This window comes from Siphonobacter sp. BAB-5405, from assembly GCF_002872335.1.
GTDB lineage: Bacteria > Bacteroidota > Bacteroidia > Cytophagales > Spirosomataceae > Siphonobacter.
In genome coordinates this window covers 18445-35661 of the sequence record NZ_NJAG01000004.1, presented here as the reverse complement: position 1 = coordinate 35661, position 17217 = coordinate 18445, and the positions used below count along the sequence as shown (strand labels likewise).

Annotated in this window: 20 protein-coding genes and 1 tRNA gene; 15 read left to right on the top strand and 6 right to left on the bottom strand. The window is 49.1% G+C overall.

Annotated elements, in window-relative coordinates; all coding sequences use genetic code 11:
* Positions 1 to 145: 145 nt before the first annotated feature.
* The gene (locus tag BWI97_RS03575) at positions 146 to 1009 is read left to right on the top strand and encodes a transglutaminase-like domain-containing protein (protein ID WP_094808227.1); all 864 of its coding nucleotides are present in this window, start codon (positions 146 to 148) and stop codon (positions 1007 to 1009) included.
* 549 nt (positions 1010 to 1558) lie between these two features.
* Here BWI97_RS03575 and BWI97_RS03570 read toward each other — a convergent pair.
* Positions 1559 to 2152 (bottom strand): 4'-phosphopantetheinyl transferase superfamily protein, encoded by a 594-nt coding sequence (locus tag BWI97_RS03570; RefSeq protein WP_102200061.1) that lies wholly within the window; start codon positions 2150 to 2152, stop codon positions 1559 to 1561.
* Between the two features lie 106 nt (positions 2153 to 2258).
* Here BWI97_RS03570 and BWI97_RS29170 point away from each other — a divergent pair, with 106 nt between their 5' ends.
* The 7 genes from BWI97_RS29170 to BWI97_RS03540 all read left to right on the top strand — a co-directional run bounded on the left by BWI97_RS29170 (position 2259) and on the right by BWI97_RS03540 (position 5857).
* A complete protein-coding gene (locus BWI97_RS29170; RefSeq protein ID WP_369826532.1) occupies positions 2259 to 2447 on the top strand; it encodes a hypothetical protein in 189 nt (62 codons plus the stop codon).
* 2 nt (positions 2448 to 2449) lie between these two features.
* A complete protein-coding gene (locus tag BWI97_RS03565) occupies positions 2450 to 3172 on the top strand; it encodes a WD40 repeat domain-containing protein (protein ID WP_369826531.1) in 723 nt (240 codons plus the stop codon).
* Between the two features lie 130 nt (positions 3173 to 3302).
* Positions 3303 to 4043 (top strand): DivIVA domain-containing protein, encoded by a 741-nt coding sequence (locus tag BWI97_RS03560; protein ID WP_094816875.1) that lies wholly within the window; start codon positions 3303 to 3305, stop codon positions 4041 to 4043.
* 35 nt (positions 4044 to 4078) lie between these two features.
* Positions 4079 to 4429, top strand: coding sequence for a dihydroneopterin aldolase (folB, locus tag BWI97_RS03555; RefSeq protein WP_094816880.1), 351 nt, complete (start codon positions 4079 to 4081; stop codon positions 4427 to 4429).
* 52 nt (positions 4430 to 4481) lie between these two features.
* Positions 4482 to 4685 carry a hypothetical protein gene (locus tag BWI97_RS03550; RefSeq protein ID WP_094816874.1) on the top strand — a complete coding sequence of 68 codons (204 nt, stop codon included), beginning with the start codon at positions 4482 to 4484 and terminating at the stop codon, positions 4683 to 4685.
* A gap of 94 nt (positions 4686 to 4779) precedes the next feature.
* Positions 4780 to 5142, top strand: a complete 363-nt coding sequence (locus BWI97_RS03545; RefSeq protein WP_102200060.1) for a hypothetical protein — start codon at positions 4780 to 4782, stop codon at positions 5140 to 5142.
* Between the two features lie 130 nt (positions 5143 to 5272).
* Positions 5273 to 5857, top strand: a complete 585-nt coding sequence (locus BWI97_RS03540; RefSeq protein WP_102200059.1) for an N-(5'-phosphoribosyl)anthranilate isomerase — start codon at positions 5273 to 5275, stop codon at positions 5855 to 5857.
* 44 nt (positions 5858 to 5901) lie between these two features.
* Here BWI97_RS03540 and BWI97_RS03535 read toward each other — a convergent pair whose 3' ends face one another.
* On the bottom strand, positions 5902 to 7137 hold the full coding sequence (locus BWI97_RS03535) for a nucleoside recognition domain-containing protein (RefSeq protein WP_094816879.1): 1236 nt from the start codon (positions 7135 to 7137) through the stop codon (positions 5902 to 5904).
* 133 nt (positions 7138 to 7270) lie between these two features.
* On the opposite strand from BWI97_RS03535, the gene BWI97_RS03530 reads away from it, so the two are divergent.
* Positions 7271 to 7957: a M15 family metallopeptidase gene (locus BWI97_RS03530; RefSeq protein WP_102200129.1), complete on the top strand. Its 687-nt coding sequence runs from the start codon at positions 7271 to 7273 to the stop codon at positions 7955 to 7957.
* Positions 7958 to 8085: 128 nt separating this feature from the next.
* Positions 8086 to 8160, top strand: a tRNA-Val gene (locus BWI97_RS03525).
* Positions 8161 to 8200: 40 nt separating this feature from the next.
* Here the strand turns inward: BWI97_RS03525 and BWI97_RS03520 are convergent.
* The 3 genes from BWI97_RS03520 to BWI97_RS03510 are packed head-to-tail and all read right to left on the bottom strand — an operon-like array spanning position 8201 to position 11158.
* Entirely contained in the window at positions 8201 to 9082 is an 882-nt protein-coding gene (locus BWI97_RS03520) for a glycosyltransferase family 2 protein (protein WP_102200058.1), read from the bottom strand.
* Positions 9083 to 9094: 12 nt separating this feature from the next.
* Complete coding sequence (locus BWI97_RS03515; protein WP_102200057.1) at positions 9095 to 10039, bottom strand: glycosyltransferase; 945 nt, start codon at positions 10037 to 10039, stop codon at positions 9095 to 9097.
* A gap of 45 nt (positions 10040 to 10084) precedes the next feature.
* Positions 10085 to 11158 carry an AI-2E family transporter gene (locus tag BWI97_RS03510; protein WP_102200056.1) on the bottom strand — a complete coding sequence of 358 codons (1074 nt, stop codon included), beginning with the start codon at positions 11156 to 11158 and terminating at the stop codon, positions 10085 to 10087.
* 209 nt (positions 11159 to 11367) lie between these two features.
* Here BWI97_RS03510 and BWI97_RS03505 point away from each other — a divergent pair, with 209 nt between their 5' ends.
* On the top strand, positions 11368 to 12450 hold the full coding sequence (locus tag BWI97_RS03505) for a catalase family protein (protein ID WP_102200055.1): 1083 nt from the start codon (positions 11368 to 11370) through the stop codon (positions 12448 to 12450).
* A gap of 2 nt (positions 12451 to 12452) precedes the next feature.
* Here BWI97_RS03505 and BWI97_RS03500 read toward each other — a convergent pair whose 3' ends face one another.
* Positions 12453 to 13043, bottom strand: coding sequence for an alpha-ketoglutarate-dependent dioxygenase AlkB (locus tag BWI97_RS03500; RefSeq protein WP_102200054.1), 591 nt, complete (start codon positions 13041 to 13043; stop codon positions 12453 to 12455).
* Positions 13044 to 13125: 82 nt separating this feature from the next.
* Here BWI97_RS03500 and BWI97_RS03495 point away from each other — a divergent pair, with 82 nt between their 5' ends.
* The 4 genes from BWI97_RS03495 (at position 13126) to BWI97_RS03480 (ending at position 17089) form a co-directional block, all read left to right on the top strand.
* Positions 13126 to 14121, top strand: coding sequence for an SMP-30/gluconolactonase/LRE family protein (locus BWI97_RS03495; RefSeq protein WP_094816866.1), 996 nt, complete (start codon positions 13126 to 13128; stop codon positions 14119 to 14121).
* Positions 14122 to 14547: 426 nt separating this feature from the next.
* On the top strand, positions 14548 to 15159 hold the full coding sequence (locus BWI97_RS03490) for a trans-aconitate 2-methyltransferase (protein ID WP_094816865.1): 612 nt from the start codon (positions 14548 to 14550) through the stop codon (positions 15157 to 15159).
* A 455-nt stretch (positions 15160 to 15614) separates the two neighbouring features.
* Positions 15615 to 15983 (top strand): FdtA/QdtA family cupin domain-containing protein, encoded by a 369-nt coding sequence (locus BWI97_RS03485; RefSeq protein ID WP_094816864.1) that lies wholly within the window; start codon positions 15615 to 15617, stop codon positions 15981 to 15983.
* Positions 15980 to 17089: a DegT/DnrJ/EryC1/StrS aminotransferase family protein gene (locus BWI97_RS03480; RefSeq protein WP_102200053.1), complete on the top strand. Its 1110-nt coding sequence runs from the start codon at positions 15980 to 15982 to the stop codon at positions 17087 to 17089. Before BWI97_RS03485 ends, BWI97_RS03480 begins: the two co-directional genes overlap by 4 nt.
* Positions 17090 to 17217: the final 128 nt, after the last annotated feature.

Sequence of the window (17217 nt, the reverse complement as noted above, 5' to 3'; positions counted from 1 at the left end):
ATAGTTCCCGGCATCCTTCTATTTTTTTATTCTTTCGCACCATTCTCCCGGCTTTAGACGGAATGCTTCCCTTTAATTCATGGTTTACCTATTTGGTAGTTTTCTAAAATTAGTGTAGGTTAAAGCTAAAATCAACTTTTTCTGTATGGATAGCCGTGAACTAAAAGCCTTAGTCTCCCTGCTTGAAGACGATGATCGGGAGGTTTCCTCGCTGATTGAGCAAAAAATTCGCTCGTTAGGGGATACCATTATTCCCTTTCTGGAAGATCACTGGGAAAATTCCGGTTTCAATCCGCTCGTCCAGAAACGCATCGAGGATCTGATTCACGACTTACAGTTTCGTACGCTCACCGAACGCCTGCGAGCCTGGAAAAACAGTGGCGGCACCGATTTGCTGGAAGGCCTCTGGCTGGTAGCGACGTATCAGTACCCGGATCTTTCCCTGGAAAAACTTCAGCAGGAAATTGACCAGATTTATTACGATGCCTGGCTGGAATTTCGGCACGGTATGCATCCCGCGTCGCAGATTGATACGTTGAATTACGTTTTTTTCAAAAAGCTGAAATTTGGGGCGAATACGAAAAACTTTCACTCGGCGGCTAATTCCATGCTGAATGTGGTCCTGGAAACGCACAAGGGAAACCCCATCAGCTTGTGTGTGCTGTATATGCTGGTAGGTCGTCGATTAGGCATGCCCTTGTACGGAGTCAATCTCCCTAACCTGTTTGTGCTCACCTACAAGGTGAATGACGATACGCAGTTTTACATCAACGTATTCAATAAAGGGTTGGTGTTTCAGAAGAAAGACATCGACAACTACATTGCCCAGCTGAACCTGGCCCCCAATCCCATTTTTTACGAGGCCTGTAGTAACACGGATATTGTCAAGCGAGTACTACGCAATCTAACCCTAGCCTTTGAGAAGACGGGTGACGATGATCGGGCTCAGGAAATCAATACACTCCTTAAAATGCTTTTGGAATCCGATTCGCCTTCGTTTGATAACTAAGGTACCTTGGCTATGATCTGTAAATAAAGGCCTTCGGGATTGGTGATGACCAATCCCGAAGGCCTTTAACATGATTAGCTACGTATGCTTTTCCCAAAACCGCTTCTTTAGTCCAGGCCCGCCAACCCCGAAGGGGTTCAATGTGATTAGCCCCGTATGCAATGCGGGGAATAAAACGTCCATGGGTTATACCCATGGCTATGACCATTGAACCCCTCCGGGGTTAAACGGCCCCGTCTCCCCTAGTTTAGTCAAGCTTGTATGCCGACCCCCTAACCCTGAAGGGGTTCAACATCCATAGCCCCGTATGAAATGCGGGGAACCTCCCGCCCGGTAGGCACAGCCTACCCATTTAAAAAGTCCGTAGTACATACTACGGACAACCCCTCCCGCTACCTTTACCAGGTTTATCCTACCTAAACGGAAAACGGAAAACGGAAAACTCAAAACTCAAAACTCAAAACTCAAAACGGCTGCGGCCGCCGCTCAAAACTCCTAAACTCTCCTCCCCTTCCGCCGCCACCGTCAGCATACAATCTTCAACGCGTATCACCGACAACGCGTATCGAATGCTTTGCTCAGGCGTACGAATCCAGCCGTAAATACGTTCGGCTTCGTCGGCGAAGGGCTCGATGGGGATATTCCCTTTAAACTCAGTTTTTTCTCGCCGTAAAGTTTGTACAACGCTTCTTTCGCGGTCCAGTATACGGCCAGCCGTTCTAGCCGATGGTCCGCGTGATTCCATTCGTTTTCACTCAAAAATTTGCGGGCAACTACGGATAATTTCTCGCTGACTGGTTCAATATCCAGCCCCACCCGAGCCGCTGGATGCCACACAACTGCGGCAAATCGCAAGGAGTGCGAAAGGGAAAAATGACTATCTGTATTCTCCAAAAAGGGTTTATCGTATGAATCCTTCCGAATTCCGTGGTACGTTTCACCCACCGATTCAATCAACGTTTGGATCAGAATCCGGCTGGCCAGAAACTCCCTTTGTTTTTGCGGATGATGAATCGTCGCGTACGCTGCTACATCTGCCGGACTTCCCCGGAAAGCTCTTTGCAGATCCTCCAAGTCTTCCGTAATTTCCCAGAGAGCAATCCTCCCCCGCCCCTCAAAAGGCCGTATCCAAACCAATGGCATTCGATTATGCTTAATTTTAGGGCAAAAATAGGAAATCCTCAAGGACTTGGTACACAACCGTTCGTTTCGAGGTTTACCCTTTGGGGTGCGGAGTACCTAACGAGCTATGCGATTACACATTGAAAAAATAGATACGTTTGCGGGTCACCGGGATGCGATTTACGCCCTGGAGGCCGCACCGGAACCGGGCCAGTTCTTTTCCTCCGGTAGTGATGGTCTGGTCATTCGCTGGGATCTGGCCGACCCGATCTGGGCGAACTGGTCGCCCGCATCCCTGCCTCGGTATACGCCTTGAAGATGGATGACCAAACAGGTTTGCTGTGGGTAGGACAAAATTTTAATGGCATTCACCGGATTGATCCGCAGAGTAAAATAGAGCAGGATTCGATTCAACTGACGGCCTCGCCCATTTTCGATATTTGCCTGTTCGAAAACCTGGCTCTGGTGGCTCATGGCGATGGTACAGTGACGATCCTGGACCGGGAGCTTTTTCAGGTACGCAAGCATCTGAAGGCTAGTAATGCCTCCGCCCGAAGCATCGACGTCAATCCGTTTAGTCAGGAATTTGCCGTAGGTTATAGCGATAATACCATCAAAATTTTTGATTTGAACACGCTATCGCTGAAATTTATCATCGCCGCTCACACGCAATCCGTCTTTACAGTTCGTTATTCTCCCGACGGTCGCTGGCTCCATTCGGGTGGTCGCGATGCACACTTGAAAACCTGGGCGGTTGCGGACCCCTACCGGTTACATCAGGATGTGGTGGCTCATTTGTTCGCTATTAATCACCTGACGTACAGTCCCAATCATCAGAAAATCATTACCGCCAGTATGGATAAAACGCTAAAAATCTGGGATGCGGCCAGCCTTCGTCTGCTGAAAGTACTGGATTGGGCCCGCTTTGCCGGTCACCGTACTTCCATCAACCGAGCTTTGTGGCTGCCCGTCGAAGCCGGCCTCATTTCGGCTTCGGATGATCGACTGCTTTCGGTTTGGAAAGTAACCGAACAGCCTTAAAAGCTGTTTTTTGGAAATAAGATCCTATTTCAGGCCGAAATGTGATGGGATTGGATAAATTTGAATGTAGAAACCTTCACAAACCCGACCCGGAAGCTCTTTTCCCGTAGGGTTTCTCCCCGATACCAACATGAAAATTACACCACTTGATATTCGCAAACAATCGTTCGAACGCGTGTTCCGGGGTTATGACAAAGATGCAGTAGACGCGTTTTTGTCCACGCTTTCGCAGGAATGGGAACGTCTGATGGACGAAAATCGCCTGTTACACGAACGTATCGAACGTACCGAAAGTGATTTCAGCAAACTGAAGGCCCTTGAAAACACCCTGTACAAGACCCTTCAGACGGCTCAGACGACCAGTCAGGAAATGGCGGTAAAAGCTCAGGAAGAGTCACAGAAAAAAGTGGTAGAAGCCCATCAGCAGGCCGAAGAAGCCCTCAGCAACGCTCGTAAAGAGGCCAATATGCTTTTGATGAATGCCGAAAACAAAGCCCGGTATATCATCGAAGAGGCTGTTAATGAGCTAAAGGGACTTGAACGCGACATCAAGGCCATCGATAAATACAAACAAACGCTGCTTTCGCAGATTAAAGAATACGCCGGAGAAACACTCGAACGGGCCCAGCGATTTGAAGAACGCTCGCACCAGATTCCGTTTGAAGAAAAAGCCGCCGAACTGAACAACGTACTCGCGAGTATTCCGGCTACGCAACCCCTGGCCGAATTGCCACCGGTAGAGATTCAGGAAGAAATACTACCTACGGTTGCCGAGGTGACAGCCGCTCCGGAACCAACGCCGGCAGAAGTTCCTCAGGAACCCGTTCAGGCGGAACACAAGGAAGAAGGTTCGTTCTTCGATAAAATCTAACAATGCACGGGAGCGGAAACGCTCCCCTTTTTTTCATGGGAACAATTGCCTTAGAAGGTCTGGAATTCTTTTCCTACCACGGTTTTTACGAAGAAGAACAAAAAATTGGAAATCGGTACTCCATCGATGTGATCATTACCGTTGACTTTCAGCAGGCGGCCATTCACGACAAACTGAGTGAGACCGTTAACTACGCCAAGGTCTACGAAATCGTATCCGTTATCATGCGGCATTCGCATAAGTTGCTCGAACATATTGCTTATCAGATCATTCAGGGCATCCGTGAAAAGTACCCGCATGTGGAGAAAATTGCGGTTTCGGTTTCCAAGTACAATCCGCCCGTAGGCGGCGTATGCGAGCGTTCCCGGGTGACGCTGGAAGGTTAAACTGGCATGAATTTAGTACGGGTAGTTGTCCATCAACCAAACGATTACACGAATGGATTACAAACTGGTAGACCCGAAAGAAGAAGCTTTTCACAACGAATATTTTGAAATCAGCTTTGATGAACAACGGCACAAAAGCCTGTATTTTACTTCAAATGCTGAAATTCTGGAAGATGTGGCTGCGGAAATCGTAGCCCGACACGCCGAAAATACGCCCGGCTGGCGAATCATTCCGCACCCGAAAATTCAGCATTAGTAGTTCAGTTCGTCGACGTTTTAGTCTTCATGACCCGCAGTTTTGCGGGTTTCTTTTTGTTGAATAGATTTGGTAAAACAAAACCACTATTCCGATGAAAGCTTTATTTCTTGCTCTAGCACTTGCGTATTCGGCAGAAGCCAGATCTATTCCCCAAGTTGCTCAAATTCAGACTCTTATTCAAGCCGACAGTACGCAATGGAAAGAATACGCGGGGAAATACAAGGGCGTTGAGGGAGTATTTGAATCGTTCATTGTTACCATCGAAGACGGAAAACTGATGGCCGAAGCCATTGGTCAGGGTAAGGGAGAATTGCTCGCTTCACCGAATGTAGCCGACACCTTTACCGTGCCTGGTTACGAAGCCACCATTGTTTTTGTCCGGGATGCGGATAAAAAAGTAATCAAGTACCAGATGTCGGTACAGGGTCAGACTTTCGAAGGAGATAAGCTTTAATCTGCTTTCCTTTGAGTAAGGTACCGTTTACAGCCAGCCACTCCGCTGGCTGTTGGTTTTCGTACCCGGCTTTAGCTGAAAACAGCTAGTTTTGTCAAAAAATAAGACGATACGTCTACTCATTGCACTTATGGCCTTACGTACGCTCGTTAAAATTTCCAATATCACTAACTTATCCGATGCCCGCTATTGTGCGGGGATGTACGTCGAATGGCTGGGGTTTTCCATGGATACCATTGCACTGGAAAAATTCAGCGAAATCAGAGGCTGGCTGGCGGGTGTATCCATTGTGGGTGAAACCGAGGCTACCGATTTGACTACGATTCAGTCGCTGGTAGAGGCGTATAAGCCGGATGTTTTACAAATCAGTCATCCCGAACTGGTAGCCGAAGCGAAAACGCTGGGACTTCCCATTATTCTGAAACTCGATCTGGCGGAAGGCTTACCAACCGAACTCGACGGAGCCGATTATTACCTGATTGAACATTCCGATCCTTTTATTCACCTCGATACTCCTACGCTGGGCTATCTCGATCAGTTTGCGTTCAAGTACCCCACCCTGCTGGGTTTTGGGTTAAATGAAATGAACGTACTCGAAGTACTCGATCAGATTCCCATCACAGGTATTGCCCTTTTCGGCGGCGAAGAAACCCGCCCCGGTTACAAGGAATTTGGCGAAATGATGGACATTCTTGAACGTCTCGACGAAGATTGAGATCGTATCTGCTTCCCGAAGGCGTACCTTCGGGAAGCTTTTTTCTAGCCAAAGAACAAATATCCCACCGCAATCGCCGCTACAATTCCGGCCAGATCGGCTACCAGTCCGGCCCAGAGCGTATAGCGGGTATTCTTCACATTTACCGAGCCGAAATACAGGGCAATCACGTACAGAATGGTATCGGCCGAACCCTGGAAAATACAGGCCAGTCGCCCGACGAACGAATCCGCTCCAAAGGTTTTCATCGTATCAATCATCATCGCCCGCGAACCGCTCCCGCTTAAGGGGTGCATCAGAGCCGTGGGCAGGGCATCCACCCATTCCGTGCGGATCGGCAGGAAGCTGAACCCCCAGCGAAAACCATCCACTACGTACCCCAAGGCTCCGGAATTTCGCAGGACACCAATGGCCACCAGCATGCCCACCAGGTATGGAATGATACGTACGGAGGTTTCAAAGCCCCCTTTGGCTCCTTCGATGAAGCTGGAAAATACGTCTACTTTTTTACGAAAAGCGATTCCCAGAAAAGACAGGACAAAGCCAAACAGCACCACGTTACTGAATACTTTGGAGAACGTTTCAATGCCCTCTTTCGATAAGGTGGTCAGGTACGCCAGCAAAGCCACAATTGCCAGCGTCAGGCCGCCCAGCCAGGTCAGAATGGTACGATCCAGCAGATTGATTTTCTGACGGAACGCCACAAACAGTAATCCCACCAGCGTAGCGACGTAGGTGGCAATGAGACAGGGAATGAAAATGTCCGAGGCATCGGCGGCTCCGTACACGGCCCGCTGGGCCATTACGCTCAGGGGGATCAGCACCGGACCCGCCGAGTGCAGGGTCATGAACATGATCTGAGCATTGGTCGCCACCTCTTTATTCGGATTCAGTTCCTGCAAACTCTGCATGGCTTTCAGTCCAAAGGGCGTCGCCGCATTATCCAGCCCGAGCATATTGGCCGAAAAGTTCATGATCATTTGCCCGTGAGCCGGGTGATCTCTAGGTACTTCGGGAAAGAGCTTATTGAAAAACGGCCCAATCCGTCGGGCCAGAAAGCCAATGACACCCGCCTCTTCACCCACTTTCAGTATCCCCAGAAAAAAGGTCATGACACCCGCCAGCGGTAAGGCAATTTTCATGACGGCCACTTCCGCCGACTCGAACATGCCATCGACCAGCAGCTTAAAAATTTCAGTATCGCCGAAGAAGATTAACTTGAAGAGGGCCACCACAAACGCCACCAGGAAAAAGCCAATCCAGAGGTAATTAAGAGCCATGAGGGAAGTAATGCAGAAACAGTTGAGCCCTGAATTTCGCTCAAAATGGCTAAAAATGGTACCTTCCCGGAAAAAGAAAAACAAAAAGGTCGGCAATTGGGTATACCTTCACGTGTATTCCCAACCGGATTGTATGATTGTACTAAAGTCTTTTGCCCTTTCGCTGACCCTGCTTTTCTGTGCGTCGTATACAGATCGCCCGGCTGCCTGTGACGATGAAATAAGTCTCGAAAAAGCGGGTCTGGTGGATGTGAAGCAGGTCGATCCCAGTTTGTTAGTGGATCTGAAGTATTCAACGACCGATAATTTCGTTCACAAAGACGTGTACGGCTGCATTACGCGATGTTTTCTCCAGAAGGAAACCGCCGAAAAACTCAAAAAAGCCCACGAGTATCTGAAGAAGCATCATCCCGAACTACGCTTGCTGGTCTACGACGGGGTTCGTTCCCGGAAGGTGCAATGGAAACTCTGGGAAGCCCTGCCGCAGTATGCTCCCAAGTATCGCACCAATTACGTCGCTCATCCGACGCGTGGCTCCATTCACAACTACGGCTGTGCGGTGGATCTGACGGTAGCTACCGCCGATGGGAAGGCTCTCGACATGGGTACGCCATTCGATTTCTTCGGCAGTGAAGCCTATCCCCGCAAAGAAGCCGAAATGCTCCAGCAGGGTAAGATTACCAAAACGCACGTGGCGAACCGGGAGATTCTACGACAAGCCATGACCGCTGGCGGTTTCATGGGGATCACCAGCGAGTGGTGGCACTTCAACGCGATGAGTCTGGCCCAGGCCAAAGCCAAATACACGATTGTAGAGTAAAATTTTTGCTTCTGATTTTCAGAGAAGTATACATTTTTTTAAACTTTTTTTGGGCAGATAGTTGCGTAAGGCCGTTTTCATTCCGTATGTTTGCAGCCCCAAACGACAGGGAAATAGAAATAAAAAAAGGGTGATTAGCTCAGCTGGTTCAGAGCATCTGCCTTACAAGCAGAGGGTCGGGGGTTCGAATCCCTCATCACCCACCCTTTTAAAGCCTCGCTTTTCAGCGAGGCTTTTTTGTTGTTACAGCATACACCAGCAGCCTTCTACTTCGGCTTCCGCATAGGCTCCGTATTTTTCAGGATGCAGGGTTTTCAGTAAGGCCGCCCGACTCGACGTTCCGTGCAACAGGGTATGCACTTTTGCTTTCCAATGCGTCATGAAATCCCGCAAGGCCAGGTCTTCCTCCCGAAGCATGCCGTACAGCAACGCCAGCCGCGGAGCGTACTGTTCGTAGATGTGAAGAATTTCCTCCTGCCGGGCCGAACCGCCCGTACCCGTTTTGTGCGACTCATGCAGCCGGTAGACGGACAAACAATCGTCTACGTGTTGAAACCTCAGTCTTTGCTGCTCGGCCCGCAGAAACCATTCCCAGTCAAAGGCAAAGTGTAAATCTTCCCGCAAGGGGCCCGCTTGCTCCCAGGCCGATCGCGTCCAGAAGGCCGAGGGTTGAATGATGTAATCTTCATTGGCCAGCGATACCCGCTGCATTTTTTCAGCCACGTCACTCCGCAACGATTCCGTCTCGCTTTGCTTTTCCTGAAGATGCCAGCAATTGCCGAATACCAGGTCCGCTTCCTGCAAAATGGTATGGATCTGAGCCAGGGTACCCGGCATGTATAGATCGTCGCTGTTGAGCCAGCCCAGAATTGCTCCCGTACTGCGGGCAAAGCCTTTGTTGATGGCGTGACTTTGTCCACGATCGGGCGTGCTTTCCCAAAATGCCAGGTATTTACTGTAGCGACGGATAATCTCCACGCTTTCATCCGTACTACCGCCGTCGATAATCAGGTATTCCAGCTTAGGATACTGCTGGTCGAGTACGGAAACGATGGTTTCTTCAATGAATGCTCCCTGGTTATACGAAGGAGTAACGATGGTGATTGTAGGGAAGAAGGTGGTCATGAACCTGTTGATTTACTTCGTTCGAGTCATTCGAAACGCCCGGACGAGGCACACTAGTATGCCCCAGTGAAAGGTTCGTTGCAGCCGTCGGGCGACGGGCAGTACATAGCTATACGGAATGCCCCGATAGTGATCCCGCATGACGCGTTTGAGATTTCGCCAGGCTTCTTCCGTGATCTGCTCGCGGGAAAGGCCGTAGCAATTGGCGTCCGCTTCGTTGAAGTACCGGGTAATCCATTCGATAAAATCCAGGTGTCCAAAAATGATTTCTTTTGCCTGATGATGGGCCGTGGAAGAAATACTGGAACCGCTGTACCGCCAGCGGATTTTCGGTCCGGGTATACTGTACAATCCTTTCGGATGAGCGAAATGAATGGCCGTTGCCCAGTCCGAAGCCTGGGCGTAAGGAAAATCAACGTAACCACCCAAAGCTTTGTACGTAGCACGCCGCACGATTTGATCGGGCATGACGTTGCCCCGTTCGTCCCGCAAAATGTGCCAGGCCAGCTGCATGGCGTTTTCGACAACCGGGCTGTTTTCATGTTCCCGAATGATCTGATTCTGGTCATTAATTACCCGGGAATTGAAACGGTAAATGTCGTATTGTTCCTGCGTTTGTAGTAAACTTTGGTAGAACACGTCTACGCAGTCCTTCTCCATCAGATCATCATCCGCGAAAAGCCAGATCCATTCTTCATCCTGTACCAACTCTACACAGCGTTTCCAGTGCTGCACCAACTTTTTCGCTCCCAGATTTTCAGGGAAACGATGATACACCAGGTTCAGTTGAGTCGCGTAGGTATCACAAATAGATTTCAGGTCGTGCGGACTGCCATCATCGCCTACGTACAGGGTAAATTTCTGGTTGGTCTGAGCCGCGATACTCGCCAGCGTTTCAGCCAGGTACAACGCTTTGTAGGCGGGAATGACGATTGCTAAGGAAGATAGATGAGACACGGTGGTAGATTGACGGCCTCAAAGTAACGCAATTCGACGCCGAAATCATACCTCCACGGAATCATCCTTCAGCGTATCCTGAATATACAGCATCTTCACCAGTACCAATACTACGGCCATAATCGGTGTAGCCAGGATCATGCCCAGAATACCTGAGAAAACACCCACGATTAACTGAGCGATCAGTACCAGAGCGGGCGGAATGTTTATCATCTTTTTTTGTACCAGTGGTGTCAGCAAACTACTTTCGATCGCCTGAATGCCTACGTAGAGCAGTACCACGTAGAAGGCCTGTTCCGGACTATTCATTAACGCGAACAATACGGCCGGTACCAACGCCATAATCGGACCGATGTTCGGAATAAAGGCCGTTATGGCCGCAAACAGACCCAGGGCCCCCGCTAGCGGCACGCCCATAATCCATAAACCCAGAAAGGTTAAAATTCCCACAAAGGTCATCGAGATTAACTGCCCCATTAGCCAGTGAACCAGCGTATCGGCTACTTTATTGAGTACTTCACTGGCTCGCTTCCGGGACTTCTGTGGAATCATCAAGACAATGCCCTTATGATAGAGCCGGGGTTGTACCGCAATGAAAATGCCCAGGAAAATGATGACGTACAGGTCGGCAATGGTACCGAAGGTGGACGAAAGAACGCCTGAAGCCTGCGACATCCATTTTTCCCGACGCTGCATGAGTTCATCGGTCGTCGGAATACTGGATAGAATCTGCTCTCCCAGTTTACTCCGGGAAACCTGCTTCTGAAAGTTGGCAATGGCCTCAGGAGCATCTTCTTTCAAAGTACTCACCTGATCACCCACGGCCGAGGATAGAATCCAGAAAATGCCGACGATGGCTCCCATTACTGTCAAGGAAACGAGTACCATACAAATCCCCTCTTTCCACTTTGTCTTCTTGCTGACCCAGTGTGCTGCCGCCCGCAAAGGCAGAGCTACTAGCAAGGAAGCAATGATCAGTAATAAAATATCAAAGCTAAATCCGAGCAACAGCGTGCCCAGAACGAAGATAAGCGTGATGCCTACAGCAATGCATACGCGTTGGATAAAGGTGTATTCAGGCTGTTGTACAGCCGTGTTGGAAGTGGTTGTAGGTTGCATACGTACTTTTTTCAGGAAAGTTTCGGGATAAAGGCCAGTGGGACATCCGGAAGCGGGCCTTTATGCTTTGAATTTTCAAAAAAAATGTTCCTTCCCTCTCTACTGTTTAAAAAGATGGGTCAGGCCCAACTGCTTCTGACGCCAGGCCTTCTTGCTGTGATGGGCAGGATTTTTTAGGGTAATTAGTCTTTCACCAGCACTATCCCTGCATGCCTACATACGTACCCTACTCCGACGCAATTGAAGTAATCCAGCCCCGGGAAGAAGAAATTTCCAATGAAATTGTTGAATCAATGGCCCGGATCAATCGCCTGATGTTCGACAAATACCGTCACGCCATCCGCGATGCCCACGCCAAAAGTCATGGCATTCTTAAAGCCGAATTGCACGTCTACCCGAACCTGCCGGAACCGCTGGCTCAGGGCGTCTTTCGGGAGCCGCGAACGTATCCGGTTATCGTCCGGTTTTCGACGGCACCGGGTAGTATTCAACCCGACGGCGTTGGGGCTCCGCAAGGCATGGCTCTCAAGCTTGTGGGGGTGGAAGGTCCGAAATTTCTTCCGGAAGAGGCCGATGCCGTTACACAGGATTTTCTGCTGGTGAATAATCCCGTCATTCCTTTTGGTACGATTTATCAATACCTGGATCAGCAGAAAACGCTGGAACGCGAGGCGAAAAGTCCCGAAGAAATGCAGAAACTGATTGCTCAAGCGGGTCGAACGGCCAATAAAGTACTGGATGCTTTGGGTATTCAGAAGGAGATTGCGGGCGTGCAGGTCAAGCATATTTTGGGCGAAACCTTTTTCAGTATGGCCGCTCTTCGGTACGGGGATTACGTGGCGAAAGTACGGGCAACGCCGTTATCCACTTCGGTCAAACTACTGACCGGCGAAGAGATCGATACGAGCAACCATGATTCAGCCATTCGGGATGCGGTCGTAAAATTTTTCAAAAAGCAGTCGGCGGAGTACGAAATTCAGGTACAGCTCTGTACCGATTTGCAAACGATGCCCGTGGAAGATGGCTCGGTCGAATGGCCCCAGCAGCAGAGCCCCTACCAACCCGTCGCCCGCTTGGTCATTCCTGCTCAGGAAGCTTACAGTCCGGCCCGCCGTGTCTACGCTGACGACGTACTCTCCTTTAATCCGTTTCACTGTCTGCCCGAACATCGGCCGCTGGGCAACATTATGCGAATACGCCGCAAGGCCTACGAAGTATCGTCGCAGTACCGTCACCACATGAATGCCCAGCCCCGTTTGGAACCCCGTAGTATTGAGGATTTACCCGACTGAATCTAGCTGTACAGCGTCCGGAAGGTCAGGTTGATGCGGGGTTCGGTGGCTTGAGTCGTACGCGGAATGCGGTGTTCCCAGTAGTGCTGCGTTTCGCCCTGCATCAGGAGCACACTGCCGTGGGTTAGTTCTATGGAACGAACCAGCTTTTTGTCGGTATAATGCCGAAACTGAAAGAGCCGACTGGCTCCCAGACTTACGGAAGCGACTACTGGATTGGTACCGAGTATTTTTTCATTGTCACGGTGCCAGCCCATGGCGTCCTGTCCGTCGCGGTACAGATTCAGCAGTACATTGGTAAAACGATCATCTGGGTCAATACGATCTTTAATGATCCGCAGGGCTGGCGTCCAGTCGATGGGTTGCATGGTAATGCCCGAGTACGCATAGGCCTTATCCAGATCGCCCGCCCAGGCCGTTAGCCGCGGCTGCATGACTTCTTTGCCAAAGATTCGAATGGGCTCCTGTTTCCAGGGAATTTCTTCGTACAGTTGTTGCAAGAGTACATCGCTTTCTTCGACCGAAAAAAACGATTGATATAAAAATACTTCGCCCTGATAGGGTAACAAATTGGGGACCTGGTTTGTATTCATTCGAAACAAAACTAAAAACGCTTCTGTCCGTAGTCAATCCGAAACTTGCGGAAGATGTTTACCATTCAAAACCTATTTTTTCATGAAACGATTGCTTCTACTCATCAGTACCCTTTGCTGGGCGTATGCATTATCGGCTCAGGTTTACCCAACCCTGGGAAAAGTCGTACGCCTTGACCCAGCTCTGGAGGCCATTCTTCCAGCAAATGCGACCATCGAAGTGCTGGCGTCCGGTTTTCAATGGACTGAAGGCCCCGTCTGGGTAGCGAAAGGTGGGTACCTCCTCTTTTCAGATACGAAGCAAAATACGATTTTTAAGTGGCACCCTACCGAAGGCCTGCGTACGTTTCTGAAACCAGCCGGCTATACGGGAATCGGTACCTACGGCGACGAACCTGGATCCAATGGTCTGATCCTCAACAGTAAAGGCGAACTAGTTGCCTGCGAACACGGGGATCGCCGCCTTTCGGTTATGCCTTTATCGGGTGGCGGAAAGCGTACCCTGGCCGATCAGTGGCAGGGCAAACGCCTGAATTCGCCTAACGATGTTTGTCAGCATTCCTCAGGAGCCTACTATTTTACCGACCCCCCGTATGGGTTGCCTCAAAAAGAGAAAGACAAAACCCGGGAGATCGAAGCTTTCGGCGTTTATCGACTCGATCCCGATGGTACGGTTACGCAGGTCATCAGCGATTTGAAACGGCCCAACGGCGTAGCTTTATCCCCCGATGAAAAAACCTTGTATATCGGTCAGTCCGACGATACGCAACCGTATGTGATGGCCTACCCCATGCAACCTGATGGCTCGCTCGGCAAGGGTCGGATTTTCTACGATCTTACGCCGCTGAATCGCCAGGGCCTCTCCCGTGCCCCGGATGGTCTGTGTACGGATGTACGCGGGAATGTGTACACGACCGGTGGTGGAGGACTAGTAATTCTCAGCCCGCAGGGGAAATTGCTGGGCCGTCTGGAACTGAGTGCCGCTACGTCCAACTGCTCCTTCAGTCCGGATGGATATTTGTATATAACTGCTGAAAACTACTTATGCCGGATCAAAACACTTACGAAAGAAAAATAGGCAGGTTAAGGCTTTTTATCACGTATACAACGAATAGGCATTGGAACACCCTGTCGAATACTCATTTTATTAATTTTCATGAAGATTCCCTTTGTACGTTGCTTTTAACTACTAATTAAACAATCGAATAGCTTACTAAAACTTCATGTAAAATTACCTTTCCTGATAAACTGTTTACCTTAAAGTTCCACCGACCAATTAAGCTTATTCATTCAATATTCATTAGTTAAAAAACATAATATACTGGTAATCAATAAAATTTTATGAGCCCAGGATTGGATTTATACTGCCATCAGGCTTTCTTTGAAGCTGGCTGTTTTTTCTTTTCCCAGGGCCATTCCTTGCTCTCCAGCAGCTCCGCCAGTATCCTTACCCGAGTACCAAAACACGTAATTCTCAACTGATTCAGCGTCAGACCGAACCACTATGAACACGTATCATGAGTATGTTATTCACAACGGAGAATTCATTGGTAAATTTGAAGAGATGTATCAGCGGTTTGAAGACCCCTGGAAGCAGTCTCATCAGCCCAATCCGTACGGACGTCAGTGTGCCATTCTTAATCTGAAACGCTTTGGCATTCAATCCCTCATTGAATTTGGCTGTGGCTTAGGCTATTATAGCAACTGGATTCATCAGGAAACGGGCATTGTTCCGATAGGTTATGACATTAGCGAAACGGCCATCAGCAAAGCCCGGCAGCAATTTCCCCAGCTGGATTTTCGGACGGGGGATATCGTACAGGTGCTTCAGGAACCTTTGCCCGTAGATGCCATCCTGCTGGCTGAAATTGGCTGGTACATTCTTCAGGACCTGGACGAAATTATTGAGCTGCTTTACAAAAATTACGCAGGAAAGTATCTGATTAATAATCAGGTTTTTTACAAAGGTACCCAGCAGTTTGGCAGAGACTATTTCACAACCCTTCAGGAGTACATCAATTACATGCCTTTCAAGCTCATCGGGTATACCGAAGCAACGACAGTGGAAGATTCAACGATTGACACTTCGACGCTTTTCAAAATAGAGATTAAATAGGCATTTGTTCAGAAACCCCTTCTTATTTCCGGCCTGATTTTACTAGAAAACCGCCTTTAAAAGCTGCTCGTCTAAAATAATCGTTCGTAGGCTATTTCGTATCGAACTTACTTCAGCGTCCGGTTCTAACGGGTCGTTTGAGAGGGCTTTTTGCCTCGTTTCATATCCACAAGTCATTTAATCTTTTTAATAGAATTATAATTCCGCTCGACTAAATGACAATTTATTGCTACTTTTCGATTCAAACAAGCGACCAAATAATTAACCCCAGTGAATAACTCATGCCCAACTTCTTCTTCCCCTTCTAAGGGTAGGCCACCATTTTTTATAGTCCAACAAACAAGAATGCTGTTTCATTGTAAAGAATAAATGGCAATTTTGAGAATTGTTAAGGTCCCGCCACCCAGAACATCCCAAGCACTCTATTCACATCTATATAACTTTTAAGTTCGTTCATGGCCACTCTAGTAGAGCTGGATACATTCGGTACCGCTGAGATCGGTTATTTGGGAGTATTTGAGAAAATATTGCCAGGAGATATCAAAAGGGCCTTTTTCGTGTATGGCGTTCCTCAGGATCATCAGCGGGCCAAACACGGTCATTTGCAGTCACATCAGGCGTTGGTTTGTCTAAACGGCAGTTGTCGGATTGAAATTACTAATCAGTCAGGAACCACACAGTACAACTTAAACTCCCCGCAAAAATGCCTAGTCGTTGAACCTGCCGACTGGCTGATGATGGATCAGTTTTCAACCGGTTCGGTTTTACTAGTACTTTCTAATTATTATTACGATTTAGACGATTATTTCTACGAAAAGCCATGATTGCCCACCTGGACTTAGGTCGGGAAAACCGACCTTATGAAACTGAGCTATTAGCCGCTGCTCAACGCGTGCTCACTTCCGGATGGTACATTCTGGGAAAAGAACTGGCGGCCTTTGAAACGGAATGGGCTCGTTACTGTGGTACTTCGCACTGCCTGGGTGTAGGCAATGGCCTGGATGCTCTGACGTTGATTTTCAAAGCCCTGGAGCTTCCCGCGGGTAGTGAAGTAATCGTACCGGCTCATACCTATGTGGCCTCCGTACTGAGCATTACCAATGCCGGGCTCGTTCCTCGCTTTGTGGAACCCGACATGGCCACCTACAATATCGATCCTCAGTTGATTGAAGCCCAGATTACGGACCAGACCCGGGCTATTTTAGTGGTACATCTCTATGGCAAATGCTGTGACATGAAGCCCATCTGGGAATTAGCCCGTCGGTATAACCTAAAGATTGTAGAAGACGCGGCTCAGTCTCACGGAGCCTTGTATCAGGGACAAAAAGCGGGAAATCTGAGTGATGCAGCTGCTTTTAGTTTTTATCCGACCAAAAACCTGGGAGCCCTGGGCGATGCCGGAGCGGTGACTACGAATGACGCTGAACTGGCCCGTCGTATCACGCTGCTCCGCAATTACGGTTCGGAGATAAAATACTACAACGAATTGCAGGGAACCAATAGTCGGCTGGATGAAATTCAGGCGGCCCTCCTGCGGGTAAAATTACCGAACCTGGAGGCCGACAACCAGCGGAGACGGCACATTGCCCATCGGTTTTTAACGGAAATCCAGAATTCCCTTTTGCAACTCCCCGCCGCTCAAACCTACGATCAGGACGTCTGGCACTTGTTTGTAGTTCGGGCTCCGCAACGGGAAGAATTCATGGCGTATCTGGCCGAACAGGGCATTCAAACGGCCATTCACTATCCCGTACCCCCGCACCAGCAGGTGGCCTACGCCGAGTATCATCACCTTTCCCTGCCGCTGACGGAACAATTGCACCGCGAAGTGGTGAGTTTACCCCTCTACCCTACGCTGACGGATCAGGAAGTGGCCCAGATTATTCAGGCGGTGAATGCCTACAGCCTGGTCGTTGCGAATGAGGTATAATGTTTTCGATTTTCTAGTTTACTGTTTTCAGTGGTACCGGCAATCGATAGAGGTCATTTAAATACTGGGGCGTCCGGCGTTTGTATGGGGCGTAACTTTAGGAAAAACTCAAACCAAACTGGAAAAAG